At 42.1% G+C, this 18985-nt stretch carries 19 protein-coding genes; 17 read left to right on the top strand and 2 right to left on the bottom strand.

The window, feature by feature from the left end:
• Positions 1–183: 183 nt before the first annotated feature.
• The 10 genes from ACYQ03_RS14895 to ACYQ03_RS14850 all read left to right on the top strand — a co-directional run bounded on the left by ACYQ03_RS14895 (position 184) and on the right by ACYQ03_RS14850 (position 13749).
• Complete coding sequence (locus ACYQ03_RS14895; RefSeq protein ID WP_459910712.1) at positions 184–543, top strand: NifB/NifX family molybdenum-iron cluster-binding protein; 360 nt, start codon at positions 184–186, stop codon at positions 541–543.
• A gap of 11 nt (positions 544–554) precedes the next feature.
• Entirely contained in the window at positions 555–1406 is an 852-nt protein-coding gene (locus tag ACYQ03_RS14890) for an ATP-binding protein (RefSeq protein ID WP_459910711.1), read from the top strand.
• Positions 1403–2266, top strand: a complete 864-nt coding sequence (locus ACYQ03_RS14885; RefSeq protein WP_459910710.1) for an ATP-binding protein — start codon at positions 1403–1405, stop codon at positions 2264–2266. The genes ACYQ03_RS14890 and ACYQ03_RS14885 overlap by 4 nt, the downstream gene beginning before the upstream one ends.
• Before the next feature lie 251 nt (positions 2267–2517).
• Positions 2518–2655, top strand: a complete 138-nt coding sequence (locus tag ACYQ03_RS14880) for a hypothetical protein (protein ID WP_459910709.1) — start codon at positions 2518–2520, stop codon at positions 2653–2655.
• 519 nt (positions 2656–3174) lie between these two features.
• The gene (locus tag ACYQ03_RS14875) at positions 3175–3747 is read left to right on the top strand and encodes a 4Fe-4S dicluster domain-containing protein (RefSeq protein ID WP_459910708.1); all 573 of its coding nucleotides are present in this window, start codon (positions 3175–3177) and stop codon (positions 3745–3747) included.
• Between the two features lie 31 nt (positions 3748–3778).
• Positions 3779–4627, top strand: coding sequence for a CoB--CoM heterodisulfide reductase iron-sulfur subunit B family protein (locus ACYQ03_RS14870; protein WP_459910707.1), 849 nt, complete (start codon positions 3779–3781; stop codon positions 4625–4627).
• A 26-nt stretch (positions 4628–4653) separates the two neighbouring features.
• Positions 4654–9105: an FAD-dependent oxidoreductase gene (locus tag ACYQ03_RS14865; RefSeq protein ID WP_459910706.1), complete on the top strand. Its 4452-nt coding sequence runs from the start codon at positions 4654–4656 to the stop codon at positions 9103–9105.
• A gap of 15 nt (positions 9106–9120) precedes the next feature.
• Positions 9121–12144, top strand: coding sequence for an FAD-dependent oxidoreductase (locus tag ACYQ03_RS14860; protein ID WP_459910705.1), 3024 nt, complete (start codon positions 9121–9123; stop codon positions 12142–12144).
• Positions 12145–12165: 21 nt separating this feature from the next.
• Positions 12166–12618, top strand: a complete 453-nt coding sequence (locus ACYQ03_RS14855; protein WP_459910704.1) for a hydrogenase iron-sulfur subunit — start codon at positions 12166–12168, stop codon at positions 12616–12618.
• A gap of 18 nt (positions 12619–12636) precedes the next feature.
• On the top strand, positions 12637–13749 hold the full coding sequence (locus ACYQ03_RS14850) for a 4Fe-4S dicluster domain-containing protein (RefSeq protein WP_459910703.1): 1113 nt from the start codon (positions 12637–12639) through the stop codon (positions 13747–13749).
• Positions 13750–14032: 283 nt separating this feature from the next.
• On the opposite strand, the gene ACYQ03_RS14845 is transcribed toward ACYQ03_RS14850, so the two are convergent.
• Positions 14033–14281 (bottom strand): hypothetical protein, encoded by a 249-nt coding sequence (locus ACYQ03_RS14845; RefSeq protein WP_459910702.1) that lies wholly within the window; start codon positions 14279–14281, stop codon positions 14033–14035.
• Positions 14282–14499: 218 nt separating this feature from the next.
• Here ACYQ03_RS14845 and ACYQ03_RS14840 point away from each other — a divergent pair, with 218 nt between their 5' ends.
• Positions 14500–15093, top strand: a complete 594-nt coding sequence (locus tag ACYQ03_RS14840) for a cell wall hydrolase (protein WP_459910701.1) — start codon at positions 14500–14502, stop codon at positions 15091–15093.
• 74 nt (positions 15094–15167) lie between these two features.
• On the opposite strand, the gene ACYQ03_RS14835 is transcribed toward ACYQ03_RS14840, so the two are convergent.
• Positions 15168–15428, bottom strand: coding sequence for a DUF1294 domain-containing protein (locus ACYQ03_RS14835; protein WP_459910700.1), 261 nt, complete (start codon positions 15426–15428; stop codon positions 15168–15170).
• A 108-nt stretch (positions 15429–15536) separates the two neighbouring features.
• Here ACYQ03_RS14835 and ACYQ03_RS14830 point away from each other — a divergent pair, with 108 nt between their 5' ends.
• From ACYQ03_RS14830 to ACYQ03_RS14805, 6 genes are all read left to right on the top strand, one after another.
• On the top strand, positions 15537–15734 hold the full coding sequence (locus ACYQ03_RS14830) for a PspC domain-containing protein (RefSeq protein WP_459910699.1): 198 nt from the start codon (positions 15537–15539) through the stop codon (positions 15732–15734).
• Between the two features lie 138 nt (positions 15735–15872).
• A complete protein-coding gene (locus tag ACYQ03_RS14825; protein WP_459910698.1) occupies positions 15873–16274 on the top strand; it encodes a DUF134 domain-containing protein in 402 nt (133 codons plus the stop codon).
• A 26-nt stretch (positions 16275–16300) separates the two neighbouring features.
• Positions 16301–16684: a NifB/NifX family molybdenum-iron cluster-binding protein gene (locus tag ACYQ03_RS14820; RefSeq protein WP_459910697.1), complete on the top strand. Its 384-nt coding sequence runs from the start codon at positions 16301–16303 to the stop codon at positions 16682–16684.
• A gap of 279 nt (positions 16685–16963) precedes the next feature.
• A complete protein-coding gene (locus tag ACYQ03_RS14815) occupies positions 16964–17419 on the top strand; it encodes a CBO0543 family protein (protein ID WP_459910696.1) in 456 nt (151 codons plus the stop codon).
• A gap of 330 nt (positions 17420–17749) precedes the next feature.
• Complete coding sequence (gene hslO / locus ACYQ03_RS14810) at positions 17750–18637, top strand: Hsp33 family molecular chaperone HslO (protein WP_459910695.1); 888 nt, start codon at positions 17750–17752, stop codon at positions 18635–18637.
• Between the two features lie 48 nt (positions 18638–18685).
• Positions 18686–18967, top strand: coding sequence for a Dabb family protein (locus ACYQ03_RS14805; RefSeq protein ID WP_459910694.1), 282 nt, complete (start codon positions 18686–18688; stop codon positions 18965–18967).
• Positions 18968–18985: the final 18 nt, after the last annotated feature.

Genomic DNA, 18985 nt, shown 5'->3' with positions numbered 1-18985 from the left:
TTTTGGGGGGGTCATGTACCAAGCTTTTGACGTTAAACACAAAATACCTAGGGGAGATTTATTGACATATTCTCATAATAAGTATAATATGGTTATGAACGGATGTTCATAAAGGACTTATAAAACAGAATGTAATAGTACACTAATAACACTTTATTTTTTTGGAACAAGGAGTGAGCCAAAATGAAAATTGCTTTTTCGTCCTATGGTAAGTCAATGCATGATGAATTAAATCCTCGTCTGGGTAGATGTGAATATTTTATAATCTATGATACGGAAAGCGGTTCTGTCGATTCCCTAGATAATACTGGTAGACTTGCAACCGGAGCAGCGGGTATAGCTACAGCTAGACTTTTAAATGATCAGGGCATTGAAGTTATCATTACAGGGAATGTAGGACCAAATGCCTTTACTGCTTTAGAGGCTGCAGGTATAAAGGTTTACATAGGTGCATCAGGAAAAGTAGGGGATGTATTACTTAATTACCAAAAGGGTGAACTGACAGAGGCTAATGGCCCTAGTGTCGGACCCAATGGACGTTAGGTGGTGAAGTAATGAAAATTTCTGTTGCCAGCGGTAAAGGTGGCACTGGTAAGACCATGGTGGCAACAAACCTAGCCTTATCCTTATTGGCTAAAGATAAGTCAGTTCAATTATTAGACTGCGACGTAGAGGAACCCAATCTTCATGTGTTTCTTAAATGTAACCCTATTGAAAGCCATGAGGTATCACTGCCTATCCCTAAAGTAGATTATGACAAATGCAGTTATTGTGGTAAATGCTCAGAAGTCTGTCAATTTAATGCCATTGCCTTGCTGAAAAGAACTTTGGTGATTTTCCCAGATGTCTGTCATAGTTGTGGTGGTTGCTGGTACCTTTGCCCCAATGGCGCATTGGAACCTAAACCCAAAAAAATTGGAACCGTAACTATAAGCCAAGCTGGTTCCCTTCAGTTAGTGAGCGGGAAATTAAAACTAGGTACACACATCAGTCCACCAGTGGTAAAGGCTGTGCGGGATAGGGAGGACGATCAAGGGAAAATTGTCATTATAGATGGACCTCCAGGAAGTTCTTGTCCAGTGATGGCTGCGGTGGAAAAAACAGACTATTGTGTTTTGGTTACTGAGCCAACTCCTTTTGGTTTAAATGATCTGGCCTTGGCAGCGGAAATGCTAAAGGTACTGGGAGTACCTTGCGGGGTTGTGATTAACCGTGATGTACCCCATAACGATATTATTGATCAATACTGTATGGAAAAGGGTTTGCAAATATTACTACGCATTCCCTATGAGTTGGAAATAGCCAAGGCCTATGCTAAGGGGATACCCTTGGTGGAAATGAGTCCCCAATATAAGGATAAATTTTATCTTCTTTACCAACAGTTGTACCAGGAGGTGCAGCAATGAAAGAGTTAACTATAGTCAGTGGTAAAGGTGGAACTGGGAAGACCAGCATATTGGGTGCTTTTGCCACCCTAACAGGGCATGCTGTAATTTGTGACTGTGATGTTGATGCAGCTAATCTTCATATTTTACTCCAGCCCAAGGTATTAGAAACCTATGAGTATTATGGCGAAAAAAAGGCTGAGATAAATTCGGAACTATGTAATCGTTGCGGAGTATGCGAAGAACTTTGCAGATTTAAGGCAATCAATGGAGGAGTAGTGAATTCCTATACCTGTGAAGGATGCTCCCTATGCTTCCATGTTTGCGATCAGGGAGCAGTCAGACTAAATCAACAGCTTTCGGGTCATTGGTATATATCGGACACAAAATGGGGTCCTATGGTTCATGCAAAACTGGGGATTGCCCAAGGAAACTCAGGTCTCTTAGTTAATGTAGTAAGGAAAAAAGCCCGGGAAACTGCCAAATCACAAAATATCCCCTTAATAATTAGCGACGGGCCTCCGGGAGTGGGTTGTCCAGTAATCTCTTCGTTGGCTGGTACCGATATGGCATTAATTGTTACTGAACCAACGCTTTCTGGAATTCATGACTTGGAAAGAATCGTGAGGGTAACTGCGAATTTTGGCTGTATAACAGCAGTTTGTATTAACAAATATGATTTAGATAAAAATAATTGCAAATATATCGAAGATTTGGCCGCAAAATTAAATATACCGATTCTGGGTAAAATTCCCTATGACCAAAAGATGATTGATGCAGTCCTTCAAGGAACCCCCATTACTACCTTAGGTAAAGGAGAAGCACAAACAGCCATACAAGAGCTTTGGCAGCAGACCAGTAAATTGTTAGAAATAGGTTAGGTTTACCGTCAACCATTGGTTTTACTAATTCTACATTCCGTTCAAGGTTCCACAAGGGGTCTGGCTCACCAGATGAAAGTCCCTAAGAGGGCCAGACCCCTTCTAATTTAATACCAAAACTAAAGAATGACTTAGATAAAATAGAAAATATAGGGTAGCACCGTTCGAGTATGTGAAAAATGGAACTTTACTATCCAAACATATTAAAGTAAACTATGTATACAGGATACAATAGTAGGGAGGGGTGCCCTATGATAGGTAGAGAATATGAACAGTACCTAATTTCAGAGGCATCGTCTAAACAAGAAAGTTTTAGTTTTGGTTTCTTGTTTGTCATAATGGGGATAGGGTTTATTTTTCCACTAATTGGTTTCATACTCAACAATTAAAGATGTGCTCAAACTCGTTCAAAAGGGGACTAGGTTACGACCTAATCCCCTTATTTTATTGCCCTGGCTTAGTTTTGTTCTATCTCAAAATCCTAATCTTAAGCTAACAGTTAATCCAGGTTACTATTTCAAACAGGAAATTAACTACACATAACCTTGATAAGATTAAAAAGTAAAACTATTTTCGCAACTAATAATTATGCCAGCGAAAATAGTTTTAGCGAAAAAACAATAATTTTCCAATATAAAGTAGTATAATAGAAGGAATTAAACGATGCAATGTAGAACAAGAAATCCTTATAAATCAAGGGATTACCCAAATAAGTCATGCCCATAATTAAGCTGACTAAAGTAATGGCGTGAAATAAAATGAATCATAGCGAAACAAGTCGAGAAATGAAGATATTCCCAATAATTTGTCGATTTTGGGACTTGGTCGAAAAATGCAGTAGTTTATTCTAACTATAGCCTATGATAAACTAAACTAAAGTAAAATCGTAATACCAAGGGGGTGGACCTGTGTATATTATAACCGATGATGGTCCGAAGGCACTAGACCTAAATTTCACAAATGAAATAAGTGAGAAAAGTGGTCAAGATATTAAGGCTTGTTTTCAGTGCCAAAAATGTGCCTCGGGTTGTCCCATTGCTGAGTACGGAGAGATGGATACCAACCAGATACTCCGGATGATTCAGTTTGGATTAAAGGATGAATTACTAAAGAGTAAGGCCATCTGGATATGTGTAGGATGCGAGACCTGTGGTGCTCGTTGTCCCAATGGTATTCGTATAGCTGCTGTCACGGATGCCTTAAGGGAGATGGCTATTGAAGAGGGAGTAGCACCGGCTGAAAAAGATGTTTATTTATTCCACCAGTGCTTTTTGGAATCTGCAAAATCCCTTGGTAGAGTACATGAAGCAACTATGTTAATGAAGTACAAGCTAAAAAGTGGTCACTTAATGGATGATATGGGAGTAGGTCTTAAAATGTTCCTTAAAGGAAAGCTAGCCTTATTCCCACATAGTGTTTCAAGCAAAACGGAAGTTCGGAAAATTTTCGAATGGTCTAAGGAAAAAAGAAATGGACATTAGGATATGGTTTAACGGAAAGTAGGGGATAATTTTGAAAGTGTCATATTACCCTGGATGTTCTTTAGAAGCGACAGCCAAAGAGTTCGATAGCTCAGTTCGGGCAGTAAGTAAAGCGTTGGATCTTGAGTTGGTAGAAATACCTGATTGGACCTGTTGTGGTGCTACTTCGGCCCATGCCACTAATCATAGACTTTCAGTTGGTCTGCCGGCTCTAACCATTAAACAAATACAAAAAATGGGTCTGGATTGCGTAGTCCCCTGTTCTGCATGTTTCAATCGTCTTAAAACAACAGAGTATCAAATGATACATAATGCTGAGATGCGTCAGGAAATGGAAAAAACATTAGCTTTTCAATTTGATCAACAACCTAGAGTTTATGACTTGTTGGCCTATATGGTTGAAAAAATTGGCTTAAAAGCTATTAGCCAAAAGGTTCAGAAACCTCTAAAAAATCTGAAGCTTGCCTGCTACTATGGTTGCCTATCTGTGCGGCCTGCTGAGATAACTGGCATTGACAGCACTGAAAACCCTATGCAGTTGGATAATTTAATGAAAACTTTAGGGGCTACACCAGTTAGTTGGTCATATAAAGTTGATTGCTGTGGAGCGGGTCATTCAATAGCTAAATCAGCCATGGTAACGAACTTATCCGGGAAGATATTAGCCAAGGCCCGGGAAGCTGGTGCAGATGCTGTGGTCAATTCTTGCCCCCTATGTCAGACGAACCTTGAAATGCGTCGTCCTCAGGGTGAAGATATCCCAGTATTTTTCTTCACTGAACTAATGGGTCTAGCTTTAGGTATTGCAGAAGCTCGTGAATGGTGGAATAAGCATTTAGTCGATCCTGAAAAAATTGTTAATTCCATTCAAGCTGAGTAATCGTAAAGGGATGGAGGTTTAGTTAAATGAGCAACGTCCAAACCGATAAGAAATTAACCGGTGCGGCAATGGTGGTGGGTGGCGGAATATCCGGCATGCAATCTGCCCTAGATCTGGCTGAGTCAGGTTTTAAAGTTTATTTGTTGGATGAAAAGCCTGCTATCGGTGGTACTATGGCAAGGTTGGATAAAACCTTTCCCACCAATGACTGTGCTATGTGTATTATGTCCCCCAAGTTGGTAGATACTGGACGTCATAAAAACATCGAAATTATTACCGGTGCTAAGGTAAAAGAAGTTACCGGTGAACCTGGTAATTTTAAAGTCAAGGTACACCAAAGTGCTCGCTATATTGATATTGCTAAATGTACAGGTTGTGGAGATTGTGCTAGGGTTTGTCCAGTAGAATTACCAAATGAGTTTAACGGTGAAATTGACACCCGTAAGGCAACCTATAAATTGTATGCCCAAGCTACCCCAAATGCCTTTGCTATTGATAAAAGAGGTGTTGCACCTTGTAAAGCAACCTGTCCGGCTGGCATCAATGTACAGGGGTATGTTCAATTAATAAAGTCAGGCAAATTTATCGATGCTTGGAAAATGATTTACGAGGAAATGCCTTTTCCTGCAATCTGTGGTCGTATATGTGCCCATCCCTGTCAAACTGCTTGCAATAGAGCTAAAGTAGATGAGCCTATTCAAATTGCCACCTTGAAACGACTTGCTGCGGATATAGCTTATCAGAAAGATATTAATGAATTACCACTACCTGAAAAAGAAGTAGAGAGGGATGAAAGGGTTGCAGTTATCGGCTCTGGTCCCGCAGGTCTAGCCTGTGCACACTTTTTAGCCCTAAAGGGGTATAAAGTTACAATATTTGAAGCACTGCCGGTTACTGGCGGTATGATGCGTGTAGGTATTCCCGAATACCGTTTACCTAAAAAATGGGTAGATTTTGAAATTGAATTAATCAAGCGTCTTGGCGTTGAAATTAAAGTTAATACTGCCTTAGGAAAAGATATCACCATCGATGGTTTATTTAAGGAAGGATACAAATCCATTTTTCTGGGTGTTGGTTGCCAAAAGGGTACCAGCATGAGAACTCCTGGGGAAAATTTAGATGGAGTTATTTCTGCCGTAGACATGCTGCGTAAAATTGGTTTAGGGGAAAAAGTAGATGTAGGTCAGAAAGTTCTGGTTGTCGGTGGCGGTAACGTAGCTATGGATGCTGCCCGCAGTGCCCGTCGTGCCGGGGCAGAAGTACATGTATTGTATCGTCGTACCCGGGGTGAAATGCCTGCTGCCCCTGAAGAAGTCGAAGAAGCCATTGAAGAAGGTGTAAAATTCCATTTTAGAACCCTTATTAAAGAAATAAAGGATAACAAAGGAAAAGTTGGTATTGTTGATACCATAGAAGTTGTTAGGATGGAAAAGGATGAGAAGGGTAAATGGATACCTGTATATGGTGATAAGGTGACCCAGTGGCAGGATGTTGACACAGTTATTTCAGCCATCGGGCAAACGGCTGATTTGTCTTTTACGGGTGACAAGCCTCTGACTAATCAGTGGGGCGACCGTATTGTAGCAGATCCAGATACCTTAGCCACCAACGTGCCTGGTATTTTTACCGGTGGTGATGTGTTTACAGGACCGGCCCTACTTATCGATGCAGTTGGAGCTGGTAAACGTGCTGCCGAAAGTATTCATCGTTACATACAGGGTGAGGACATGAAGGCGGGTCGTCAATTTAAGGTGCCAGAAGAGAAAGTCTCACCGATTCCTCGCAAGGTTGAGTCCTATACTCAACAAGCAAAGGTAAAACAGTCCCATGCACCTGCTGAAAGAAGGGCCACCAATACGGAAGAGGTGTGTTTGGGCTTTACACCGGAACAAGCTCAGGAAGAGGCAGCCCGCTGCTTAAATTGTGCCATCTGCTCTGAATGTATGCAATGTGTGGATGCCTGCTTGCCAAAGGCCATTGATCATCAGATGCAGGACCGGGAATTTGAGCTTGAAGTGGGTGCCATGGTGATGAACCCTGGCTTTAAACCCTATGATCCGGAAGATCTAAAACTTTATGGTTATGGTAAGCTACCCAACGTAGTTACCAGTATTCAGTTTGAACGTATCCTCTCAGCCAGTGGTCCCTATGCGGGGCATATGGTTCGCCCTTCTGACCATAAAGAACCAACCAAGATTGCCTGGATTCAGTGTGTAGGATCTCGAAACGAAAGAATAGGTAAAGGTTATTGCTCGTCGGTATGCTGCATGTACGCCATTAAGCAAGCCATTATTGCCAAGGAACATAGTCACGATCCATTGTCTGCTAAGCTATTCTATATGGATATGCGGACACCGGGTAAGGACTTTGAACGGTACCTTAACCGGGCTAAGGACGAGCAAGGAGTAGAGTTTATCCGCTCCCGTATCTATGGAATTGACCCGGCCAAGGATGGCAGTGATGATGTGATGATTCGTTATGCCGACGAAGATGGAAATGTATATACAGAAAACTTTGACATGGTAGTTTTATCCGTAGGTCTTTCGGCACCGGATAGTGCTAAAGAACTGGGGCAAGCCTGTGGTATTGACCTTGATAAATATGGTTTTTGTCGTACCGAGACATTTACCCCAGGCTGTAGCTCCAAAGAGGGTATTTATGTCAGTGGTGCCTTCGGTGAACCAAAGGACATCCCAGATACAGCCGTCGATGCCAGTGCTGCTGCAGCCATGGTTTCTCGTCTGTTAGCACCTGCCCGTGGCACCATGACCGAAGTTCAGGAATTTCCACCTGAAAAGGATATTACCAATCAAATACCCAGAGTAGGTGTGTTTGTTTGTAACTGTGGTATTAATATTGGCAGTATTGTCAGAGTGCCTGAAGTTGCAGAATTTGCCAAGACACTACCTGGCGTTGTTCATACAGAAGAATTCCTGTTTAGTTGTTCTCAGGATAATATTATTAAAATTAAAAACCGCATTCAGGAGCACAGTCTCAACAGGGTGGTAGTGGCCTCCTGTACACCCAGAACTCACGCCCCACTGTTCCAGAGCAGCTTGAAGGAAGCTGGGTTAAATCCCTATCTTTATGAGCATGCCAACATCCGTGAACAGTCCTCTTGGGTACACAGAGAACAACCAGAAGATGCTACGGAAAAGGCCAAGGATCTGGTAAAAATGGCAGTAGCCAAAGTAAGACTGCTGAAACCTGTACAAACATCCTTTATTGATGTCAATCAGAGAACCCTTGTGGTGGGTGGCGGTGTAGCAGGTATGACCAATGCACTGTCCCTGGCGGAACAGGGCTATCCAGTTACTCTGGTAGAAAAATCAGACCAAATGGGTGGCAGAGCCACAGAGTTGCGTTACAGCCTGAAAGGGGAAGATATCCCTAGCTTTATTGCCAAACTTAAGGCTGATATCGAAGCTAACCCCTTGATTGAAGTTGTTCTAACTGCGCGGGTGGAACAAGTTTCTGGCTACCTAGGTAATTACAGAACCACCCTTGTTAAAGCTGATGCAAATAAACTAGAAATAGATCATGGTGCGGTAGTGATTGCCACTGGTGCTGACGAAACTTCACCAACTGAATATTTGTATGGCAGTCATCCTGCAGTACTTACCCAGACTCAACTGGAGCAAAAAATTGCCGATCATGGAATGGGTGACGCTAAAAACTATGTCATGATTAACTGTGTGGGTTCCCGTATTCCTGAAAGACCCTACTGTAGTAGAGTTTGTTGTACCCATGCCATAAAAAATGCCCTGAAGGTAAAAGAAATGAATCCCGCTGCCAATGTAATTATCCTTTATCGAGATATTCGTACTTACGGCTTTAAAGAGGAATATTACACCGAGGCAAGACGTAAGGGTGTTATTTTTATCCGTTATAGCGTGGATGATAAACCACAAGTAGTGGCCAATGGAGATAAGGTCACAGTAACAGTCACTGACCATGTGTTAAAACAACCGATAAAAATCGATGCAGATATATTGGCCTTGGCCAACGGCATTAAGCCCAGACCAGATACTGAAGCTCTTAGCCAACTCTTTAAGGTACCTCTAAATGCTGATGGCTTCTACCTGGAAGCCCATATGAAGCTGAGACCCGTTGATTTTGCAGCGGATGGACTATATCTCTGCGGATTGGCCCATGGACCTAAGAATATCACTGAAACCATTGCCCAGGCCAATGCAGCTTCGGTTCGTGCAGTTACCCTTCTTTCTAAAGGAAGATTAGAGTCTTTGGGTAATACTGCTGAGGTAGACCTGGAACTTTGTAAGGGTTGTGGAATCTGCGTAAGTGCCTGTGCCTATGGGGCTAGGGTTTTTGACGAACGCAGAGGAGTAGCCTATGTTCGGGAAGTGCTCTGTCAGGGTTGTGGTGCTTGTGTGGCCGCATGCCCCAGCGGTGCTACTCAACAGAAGGGTTTCGAGAAAGAACAGCTGCTGGCCATGATGGATGCGGCTCTGGGATAGGAGGTTGGAAAACCTATGACGGATAAAAAACAAATTGGAGCTGTTTTGGTTGTGGGTGGTGGCATCTCAGGGATGCAGTCTGCCCTGGACTTGGCCGAGTCCGGCTACCGGGTCTATTTGGTGGAGAAGAAACCCGCCATCGGTGGTACTATGGCCAGACTGGACAAAACTTTTCCCACTAATGACTGTGCTATGTGTACCATGTCCCCAAAATTGGTAGATGTGGGCCGCCACCTGAACATTGAAATAATTACAGGCGCAGAGCTCATTGATTTGGTAGGGGAGCCGGGTAATTTTAAGGCAAAAGTGCTGCAACATGCTAGATATGTTAGCCTGGAAAAATGTATTGGTTGTGGTGCCTGTGCTGAACAATGCCCGGTGAAAGTGGATGATGAGTTTAATGGTGGTTTAGGGAAAAGAAAGGCTGTTTACAAGCTATACGCCCAGGCAACTCCTAATGCCTACGCCATAGACAAGGACAAGTGTTTAAAACTTAAAAATCCTAAGGCCTGCGGCAAATGCCTCAAGGCTTGCCCGGCTGGTGCCATAGATCACAGTATGCCTGATACCACCTTGGAATTAGAGGTGGGAGCAGTGGTATTGAGTCCCGGCTTTGAGCCTATGGAGGGTAATCTAAGAGAAGAATTTGGCTGGGGACGTTATCAAAACGTGGTAACTAGTTTGCAATTTGAACGACTTTTGTCTGCCAGTGGACCCACCATGGGTCATCTGGTACGCCCTTCGGATCATGTTGAACCAAAGAAAATCGCCTTTATCCAATGTGCCGGGTCCCGGGACAGTGCCAAAGGAAATCCTTATTGTTCAGCAGTATGTTGCATGTATGCAACAAAACATGCCATCATTGCCCAGGAACACGAACCAGGTCTGGAGACGAAAATATTCTACATGGATATTAGGGCCTATGGTAAAGACTTTGAAAAGTATTATGACCGGGCCAGAATTCAACATGGTGTAAAATACGAAAAAGCTATGGTATCTTCTGTGAAAGAAGATCCCGAAACGAAAAATATAATTGTTCGCTATCGCAATACAGATGGCTCCTTTAATGAAGAAGAATATGAAATGTTAATCCTCTCCGTTGGTTTAAAACCATCCTCGGGTAATGCAGACCTTGCCAAGGCTACGGGGATTGAATTAGATCAGTTTGGGTTTTGTAAGACTTCTGAATTTATTCCTGGTCAGACCACCAGAGAGGGAGTCTTTGCTGGCGGTGCCTTCTGTGGACCTAAGGATATTCCTGAAACTGTCATGGATGCCAGTGCAGCAGCAGCCAACGCTGCACGGTTCTTGAGTGATGTTAGGGGCACCATGAGTAAGGTTAAAGAATTTCCGCCGGAAAGGGATATTACCCAGGAAGAACCAAGAGTTGGCGTATTTGTTTGTAACTGCGGAATTAATATCGGTAGCGTAGTTCGGGTGCCAGAAGTGGCCGAATTTGCCAGAACAATTCCTGGTGTTGTTCACTCTGAGGAATTCCTCTTTAGTTGTTCCCAGGATAGCATTGAGAAAATAAAGGAACGTATTAATGAGCATCAACTAAACAGGGTGGTAGTGGCCTCATGTACACCGAGAACTCACGCACCTTTATTCCAGAGTAGTTTAAAGGAAGCGGGATTAAACCCCTATCTCTTTGAACAAGCCAACATCCGTGAACATTCATCCTGGGTACATAGAGATTACCCCGATGCTGCAACAGAAAAAGCTAAAGACCTGGTAAGCATGGCAGTTGCTAAGGTTAAGTTGTTAAAACCAGTTTACACCTCCTTTATGGATATCAATCGGCAGGCACTGGTTATTGGCGGTGGTGTCGCTGGTATGACTAATGCTCTAAACCTGGCAGGTCAAGGCTTTAAAGTAATCTTGGTGGAACGGACTGAAAAACTTGGCGGTAATGCCCTGGAAATTAAATATACCATGAAGGGTAATAATCCTGCTGAGTTAGTTGATCAACTTATCAATGATGTCAATAATAACCCTAATATTGACCTGAATTTAAATTCCTCAGTGAAAGAAGTTGCTGGTTACCTGGGCAATTACAAAACTACCTTGACTACCCCTGGGGGGGATAAAAAGATAGAGCATGGTGTAGTAATTATTGCCACCGGTGCTGAGGCAGCCACTACCACAGAGTATTTGTATGGACAGCATAGTGCGGTATTAACCCAAAGGGAACTTGAGAATAAATTAGCTGGACCAGGACTGGGTACTGCCCAAAACATTGTCATGATCCAGTGTGTGGGCTCTCGCAATAGTGAGCGTCCTTACTGTAGTAGAATTTGCTGTTATAGTGCGGTGAAAAATGCTCTCAAAATTAAAGAGCAAAATCCTGAGGCCAATGTGTTTATTATCTACCGCGACATTCGCACCTATGGCTTCTATGAAACCTACTATGCTGAGGCCAGAAGAAAAGGTGTTATCTTTGTCCGGTATACCTTAGATGAAAAACCCCAGGTGGAAGCTGCTGGAGACAAGATCACCGTTAAGGTAAAAGATCCCATCTTAAACAAGTACTTGCAATTAGATGCAGATCTACTGGTATTAAGTACCGGTATCATTCCCGCTGCGGGAACAGATGCCCTTAGTCAAACCTTTAAGGTCTCACTAAACGCAGATGGGTATTACTTGGAAGCCCATATGAAACTACGCCCGGTGGATTTTGCTGCGGATGGTTTATATCTTGCTGGCTTAGCTCACTCGCCTAAGTTGATTGAGGAATCCATTGCTCAGGCCAATGCCGCTGCGGTTCGTGCTGTAACCATGTTGTCCAAGGATAAATTAGAGTCCCTTGGTAACGTGGCTCAGGTTAATCCCAAGTGGTGTAAAGGCTGTGGCTTGTGCGTAGAAGCCTGTGCCTACGGTGCCCGGGTTATGAATGAAAACACCAGGGTAGCAGAGGTATTGGATGTACTTTGCCAAGGTTGTGGTGCCTGTGTGGCTGCTTGTCCCAGTGGTGCCAGCCAGCAAAAGGGATTCGAAAAGGCTCAAATTCTGGCCATGTTGGATGCCAGTAACAGTTAAGCTGAAAAGGAGGGTTATGGAATGAGTGTTCCTGAAGAAAAAGTAAACAGCAACAGTGAATATGAACCCAAGATCATCGCCATACTCTGTAACTGGTGTTCCTACACGGGTGCGGATTTGGCTGGTACTAACCGTGTACAGTATCCCCCTAACGTACGGATTATTCGGGTAATGTGCAGCGGTTCCGTGGATCCCCTGTATATGATTAAACCCATCCTTGACGGCGGCGACGCTGTTCTGGTGGGTGGCTGACACGAAGGTGACTGCCACTATGGTAGTGGCAATTACAAGGCACGTCGTAAAGTGGCCGTTGCTAGAAACGTACTCCAACAACTAGGTGTACCGGAAGAACGGTTATGGTTACGTTTCATCAGTGCTTCTCAGGGTGCTTATTTTGGTGAAGTTATTACTGAAATGACACAAAAGCTCAAAGAGTTAGGACCTAACCCGCTGCGTAAGAACTGGGAAATCTAAGGTGGGAGGCGTTAGCGCATGAAAACTTACATGATAAAATCCGGCGACACCCTGAATGCCGCCCGGGGATTTTTAAAATCTCTAATTACTTCGGGGAAAGTAGGGGCCGTTTTGGTTCCTCAGGAAGTTACGGCAAAAACCAACGTAGTTCCTACCTTAATTAAAGACCCTGAAAAGTTTGGGGCAGTGAATCCCTTTGCACCGGTTAACGGTCTTAATGCTGCCAGACTGGTGGCTAATCTTTCTCGAAACTTGCCAGAAAAGGTTGCCGTAGTGCTTCGTTCCTGTGAAGTACGTGCTTTAATTGAGTTAGTTAAACTACAGCAAGCAAAATTAGATAACCTGTTGATCATTGGTGTTGATTGTGTTGGTACATTTCCTGCCAGTGATTATGCAGAGATGATTAAACAAAATAAAATAGATGCTGACAAATGGGTAAACCAAGCTGCTGATGGTAATAATCCCACCGGCATGCAACTGCGAAGGGCTTGCACAGTGTGTGCTTATCCCGAAGCTAATAATGCAGACATTGTTCTGGGTTGGTTAGGTATGGCTGGTGGTTTACTGATATCCACTAAGGATGATGTGGATTTAGCTGGTATTGATGGTTTAGAAACTGCTGCAGTACCAGAGACTCGCTCCAAATTGATAACAAATATTAGCGCAGAAAAGACCCAGGCTAAAGCTCAAGCCCTAGCCGAATTTAAGGGTTCCGTCAGTTCTATGGAAAAGCTGGCAGAAGTCTTGGCTACCTGTATTAAATGTCAGAACTGCCGTCAGGCTTGTCCCATCTGCTTCTGCCGTGAATGTGTATCGGCTGGTCCGATATTTGATCATAACGGCGATAGATATATGCAATATGCCCAGAGAAAGGGCAGCATTGAGTTACCCACCGATACAATGCTATTCCATTTGACAAGGGTTAACCATATGGGCTTATCCTGCGTCGGGTGTGGCCAGTGTGAAAATGCTTGTCCCATGAACATTCCTGTTGGTTTGATGTTCCAAGCCCTTTCCCAAGCCAACCAAGATCGTTTTGAGTATGAACCAGGACGTTCCTTAGATGAGCCTATTCCTTTGACTGTATATAAGGAACACGAGCTGGAAGAACTAAATACTGGTAAACACTAGTATAAGAGGGAGTGCCGCAACTACGTTATAGTAGCCAGCGCACTCCCTTTTTCATAGGGCCGTGGGCCATGAGTCATTAGCTATTAGCTTTTAGCCATTGGCCATTAGCAAACTAACCTTAACGAATTAGTAAGTGCTATCTATATCCCTCTGAGCGACTTTGGCGGAGCGCCGTTAATAACCCTTAATAACGATAGCACCCCCCGCTGATGCAATACCCCCCTATACAACCCTTGAATTTTACCAGTGATTTGTAAGTGATGGTTAGGGGCTATTAATAGTGTTAATTATTTGGGGGATTTTTTCTTCTGGCTGTAATTTTATAGGTTTTACCGTCATGACTGCCAATGGGTTGAAAATCAAAATCCTTTTTTGCAAGAAAGTCCGAAATCTCATCAGAATGATGGGCATCAATGGCATCCATGGTAATATTTAGCTCTTCACCGAAACCTACCCCATGCATAGCCTGTTCTATCTTCTCCAAGGCATTTGCTCCATCCACCCGATCTAAATGTAGTGAAACTTCAGCCATTAAAACTCCTCCTTACTTTTTATTGGTAAGTTATCCTAATTCCATCCTAAATATTCAAAGGGTGACAAATGGTAATCTATCCACCTTTTGTGTGTTTATTGTTAGGGTAAATTATGATACTTTTATAAGCGTATCTCCCTAGGTATAAATTTTGAAATTTTGAGGTGAACTCCAGACAATACATTGCCAAATGAAATTGTTGAAAGGAGTGTTTACCATTGAAAAGTAAGAAGGCTTTGACCAGGTTATTAGCGTTTTCTCTAATTGTATTAATGTTGTTGCCCATTTCTCAATTAATTATCAGCGAACACCAAAGGAATCAATTAATTAGCGAGAAAAAAATTACTGAAAATATGATTTTAAATAATAACAAAGTAGCATATTCTGGAGCAAAAAAACTGGATATTTCACCTCAAAAAAATAGGCCGGCGGATTTCCAAGTGTCCCGTGGCAATGTGGATAGAGATGAACTAGCCCTGATGGCTAGCATTATTGAAGCTGAAGCAGCCAATGAACCCTATGATGGGAAAGTAGCAGTGGGGGCGGTTATTCTTAATCGTGTAGAAAATAGTGAGTTTCCAAACACCTTGTCAGATGTTATTTATCAAGAAAGTGCCTTTGAATCCGTTGCAAATAACCATTATAAACGACCCTTTAGTGATGCATCCCTAGAAGCTGCCCAGGCCGCCCTTGCAGGTCAGGATCCAACCAAGGGAGCACTGTATTTTTGGAATCCAGCGGTAGCAACCAGCGGCTGGATTTGGTCGAGACCAGTTACTGGGCAAATTGGTCGACATGTTTTTGCTAAATAATTCATAAAAAGAGTTTCAATAGACATAATAAAGGCTTTCGCATAGTTTTATTTTGCGAAAGCCAATTTTATAAATTAAATTACCCAAACAACAAATATCACCTGTATAACTCCTATGATAGGGATACCTAGAAAGAAAATAGTTTTTCTAGTTTTATGATGAGCGTATTTCATACCTAAATACCCACCAAGAGCACCACCGGCAAGGCAGAACAACAAAAGAGTTCTTTCGGATATTCGCCATCCTCCAGTGCTGGCATACCACTTGTCGAGGTTAAACATAATGAATGTAAGGATATTAACTGCAAAAAGGTAGCTAATTAATACTGCCATCATAATAGCCCTCCTCACTTATCCATTAATTAACTGTTAATTATAGTATAAAGGAATACCGTTAAATTTGTCTAATAAATTTTAATAAAGTAAAATATAGGCCTTGAAAGGGTGAAAAAATTGAAACGTCTATTTAGATCTCGTTCCCAAAGAATGATAGCTGGTGTTTGTGGAGGAATTGCAGAATATTTTAATGCTGATCCTACAATCGTAAGAGTTATATATATACTAGGTTCGCTTTTATCAGTGGCCTTCCCAGGAATTATTATTTACATAATTTTGATGATTATTATTCCATCTGAATATTAGACGATAAAATACCACATATTGTTCTATAATTTAACAAGTTTATAGTTTCCAAATGTTTATCAACAAAAATTTGTTTGACATATGTTCATAACAAGGTATAAAATGGTAATGAACGGATGTCAATAAAGGGTGGGTTTTATGGCAAGACCTCCAAAATGTAGGCAGGTTGAAAGGTTACCAATAGTTACGTATTTTAAGCCTCAGGGTATTCCTATGAGTCAGCTCTCTGAAGTGATAATAACAGTTGAGGAACTGGAAGCAGTACGTTTATGTGATCTTGAAGGAATGGAACAAGAAAACTGTGCAGAGAAAATGGCAGTTTCAAGGCCAACATTTCATAGAATTATATCCGCTGCCAGAGGAAAAATTGCAGACGCCCTGATAAATGGTTTGGCAATCCGTGTTGAGGGAGGTAACTACCAAGTTACCCTATCCAAGTTGAAATGTAAAGAGTGTGGCTTAAAATGGGAAGGTACCTTTTGTAAGCGTCATACCAAATGCCCCAATTGCAGCTCAAAGGACTGGTATAGTCTAGAATGATTACATAAGAGTATGGAGGGAAAAACATGAAAATTGCAATGCCTGCAAGAAATGGCCAAGTAAACGAACACTTCGGAACAACCCAGGAATTTGCTATTATTGAGTTGGAAAATGGCAAGGTTAAGGAAACTCGTATTTTATCAAATGAAGGGTTGCAACACAATCATGGTGGAATTGCTAATATGTTAAAGAATGAAAAAATTGAAGTGATTATATGTGGTGGAATTGGTGGGCACATGATCACAGCATTGGAACAATTAGGCTTAAAAGTTGTGAATGGTGCCTCTGGTCCACTTGAAAGTGTAGCAGAAGCCTATGCAGCAGGTACTTTAGTAACCCGTCCAGTAAGTTGTGGTTGTGGTGGCGGCGGTCACCATCATCACCATCATGGCGGTGGTTGTGCCCATTAAAATAGTTTTTACTATTTTTTCACATCATAGAAGAAAAGCATCCTCTTGTGAGGGTGCTTTTATATTTATATACATAAATTTTAGTGTAAATAGGCAAATTGAATACTAAAAATACCGTATCTTACGATCAAAAACTACTGATGAAAATACCGTGGGCCATGGGCTGTACCCTTAAGCAAAACATTCACCCTAAAGTCCAAGGCTCATGGCACAAGTCCTTTCTCCAGCTATCTTAAAGCTTAATGCAAAGATATTCTAATCAAGAAAGGTGATAATTAAATGCCCTGGTTTATAACAGCCATTGTTTCCTGGATAATTTTTTATTTCTTAGTGGACGTTCGATATCTCAAAAGAACAATTTTGGGGGGATTATTTGCCTTAGCCTTAGGGTCATTGGTAGACTGGGGAGGACAACAACTTAATTTCTATAAATTTTATGATGTTATTATACCCTGGGCAGGATGCTCAATCTTTTATAAGTTTGGACCCATATTTATCATGGGGACACTTTTTATACAATATTTGCCCCGAAAAAGATACTTACAGATATTAAACATCTTTGTCATGTCACTTTTATATTTAGCCATGGAAATCCTAATTCTACAAACCCATGCTGCCGAATATATACACTGGCATTTATTAGCTAGCTTTACAGTGGATCTCGGTGCATTCACAGCCATAACCTGGCTAGGTCAGACCTTTCATTTAGCACCTGCTTATCGAAGAATCGCTTAGCGCAAGTAGCTATTGGCTAAGTATATACTAATAGACCTACATACCGTTAACGGCACCATCAAGGAATAAAAATACAGGGCCAACTCCCCCTGTCACTATCGTGACGTTCCCCTCAAAGAAGGGGATTTATTCAAAAAACTATCTTCCCAGAGGAGTGTAGCAGCGAAGCTGATAGGGGAGTCTTCCTAAACATGCCACTAATAACTACCCTAAGATACTATTTTCGGGGTAACTAATGCCTAACCGCTAAAAGCTAATGGCTAATAAATTGACAGTGGATCAATCTCATTGATAGAATAGCTTTGTTAATCAAATTTCGGAGGTATCTGTATGCAAGATTATTTGGTCAGAGGAGTTGCTTCGGATGGCAGCTTTCGCATATTTGCCGCTAGAACCACTAACACCGTGGAAGAGGCAAGAATCCGTCACAATTGTTGGCCGGTGGCCACGGCTGCACTGGGAAGAACAATGACAGCTGCTTTGTTAATGGGAGCTAACTTGAAAGGGGAAGATATTCTCAGTATCAGAGTACTTGGGGATGGTCCTTTGGGTGCTGTGCTTGTAACTGCCAACGCAAAGGGACAGGTAAGAGGCTATGTTCAAGAACCCCAAATTCACCTGCCTAGCACCCCGGAGGGGAAATTACCTGTGGGTGCTGCTGTTGGCAAAGGACACCTTCATATAACCAGGGACTTGGGACTTAAGGAACCCTTTACTGGTAGTGTAGAATTAGTATCTGGTGAAATTGCAGAGGATATCGCCCACTATTTAACTACTTCAGAGCAAACTCCTTCAGCGGTATCTTTAGGGGTCTTAGTTGACACAGATAATTCTGTTTTAGCTGCCGGAGGACTCTGGCTTCAATTATTGCCCGGTACCAGTGATGAAGTACTAGATATATTGGAACGTAATCTAAGCCAATTACCACACCTCAGCTCACTGATTAAAGATGGGAAAACACCGGAAGATATTATCCAGCGTGTTACCCAAGATATTGAAATTAAAATTTTAGAGAGTATGCCCGTCGGTTTCTCCTGTCAATGCTCCAGAGAAAGACTAGAAAATTTATTGATTGGTATTGGCAAAGAAGAAGTTTCTGCTATGTTAGAAGAAGAGGGACAAGCTGAGATTAACTGTCATTTTTGTGCCGAGCAATATCATTTTAACAAAGAGGATTTGCAAGAAATATTAAAAAGAATAGATCAAAAGCAAGCTTAAGTTAATAAACCTTAAGTTAATAAACATAGAAAAAAAGGAGCAGTGAACATGATCACCCATATAGTTTGTTTTAAATTTAAAGATCCCGCCAGTAGTCAGATAGTAAGGGAAAAACTAATGGCCTTAAAGGGTAAAATTCCTGAGTTGCGTCACTTGGAAGTTGGCGTTGATGTAATTAGATCCCAAAGATCCTATGATCTGGCATTGATAGCCAGGTTTGATAATTTAGATGATTTGAATACTTATCAAGTACATCCAGATCATCAGGAAGTGGTAAAATACATAGGCACTGTTGTAGAATCAAGCGTGGCAGTAGACTACGAATGCTAAACTAAAAAAGGAGCAGTA

The organism is Desulfotomaculum defluvii (assembly GCF_054657375.1).
The sequence above is the reverse complement of the archived record's forward strand: the minus strand, read 5'-3'. Positions and strand labels throughout refer to the sequence as shown.